The organism is Vibrio sp. Vb0598, from assembly GCF_033338935.1.
Lineage (GTDB): Bacteria > Pseudomonadota > Gammaproteobacteria > Enterobacterales > Vibrionaceae > Vibrio > Vibrio alginolyticus.
This window is the reverse complement of sequence record NZ_JAWOTP010000284.1, coordinates 1-1,057: the sequence shown is the minus strand read 5'-3', so window position 1 is coordinate 1,057 and position 1,057 is coordinate 1. Positions and strand designations below refer to the sequence as shown.

Genomic DNA, 1,057 nt, shown 5'->3' with positions numbered 1-1,057 from the left:
TGGTATTGGCATTACGGGCGCTGCATTTTGTGTTGGTGTGACTTACGCATTTACTCAGTTACCGTTAGAAAGCTGGTTTCTAAACCAATAAATACAAAAAAGCAGAACTCGATGGGAGTTCTGCTTTTCATGGTTTATTTTGCCGTAACTCGGATGAAACCTAGAATTCCCGGTTCATTTTTTCCAAACACGATAGAAAGGTTGATTGCTGCTCTGGCTCAATATGACGAGTAAGATCACGCACAAGGTCAAGGTGCAACTGGTTATGATGGCGATGAATTTTCTCACCTTCTGGTGTGAGCCTCACAACGATAGCACGGCGATCTTCCGGATGAGGGCAACGTTCTATCAAGTTCGCATTCACTAACTTTTCGATTTGTACCGTTAACGTTCCGGTCGTGATGCCTAACTTTTCCGCCAGTTCTTTCATGCGCAGCGCACCATGGCCGCCCAGCACTTCAATGGTATGGACTTGGGCCAAAGAGTAGCCGGTTTCTTTTACGACTGACTGTTCCCAAGAAGACATCTTGTCATAGAACTCGGTCAGCATTTGATTCAACTTTTCTAGTTCGCTCATCGTAGCTATTTTGTAACTCTAGAGTAAGGTGATGAATCTTATCAAACTTACTCAATAATTGCTTAAATTCACTCAACGTTTTATCACTGCGATTATGTAACACAATCGCAACCGAGTAATGATGTCCGCTCACCTTCCAAACATGCAGATCCAGCACGTCTGCGTATGGCTGAAGCGTCTCTCTGATTGCCTGTAGGTACTCGTGATTAATATTCTCATCTAATAAGACTGGTGCGGTTTGCTTCATCAAACCGAGAGTCCACTTACCAATCACCAAAGCCCCAACGATCCCCATAATGGCATCTAACCAAATCCATCCGTAAAACTTACCAATAATAAGTGCAAGGATCGCTAACAGTGACGTTAAGGTATCTGCCAAGACATGAAAATACGCGGCGGCAAGATTGTGGTCGTGGTGCTCGTGCGAGTGTCCATGCGAATGGTTATGATCATGTGGGTGGTCGTGATCATGATGATGGA

The 1,057-nt window shown here is 44.5% G+C and carries 2 protein-coding genes; both read right to left on the bottom strand.

The genetic code is table 11. From position 1 onward, the window contains the following. Positions 1–160: 160 nt before the first annotated feature. A complete protein-coding gene (locus tag R7Q38_RS24720; protein WP_005463375.1) occupies positions 161–577 on the bottom strand; it encodes a MarR family winged helix-turn-helix transcriptional regulator in 417 nt (138 codons plus the stop codon). Beyond that, positions 531–1,057: cation diffusion facilitator family transporter (locus R7Q38_RS24715; protein ID WP_318114709.1), on the bottom strand; the 527-nt coding region annotated here is incomplete at its 5' end. The genes R7Q38_RS24720 and R7Q38_RS24715, both read right to left, overlap by 47 nt.

What these genes read in the sequence shown, in the direction of transcription:
- R7Q38_RS24720 (WP_005463375.1), bottom strand. Translation starts at nt 577, where the DNA reads ATGAGCGAACTAGAAAAGTTGAATCAAATGCTGACCGAGTTCTATGAC.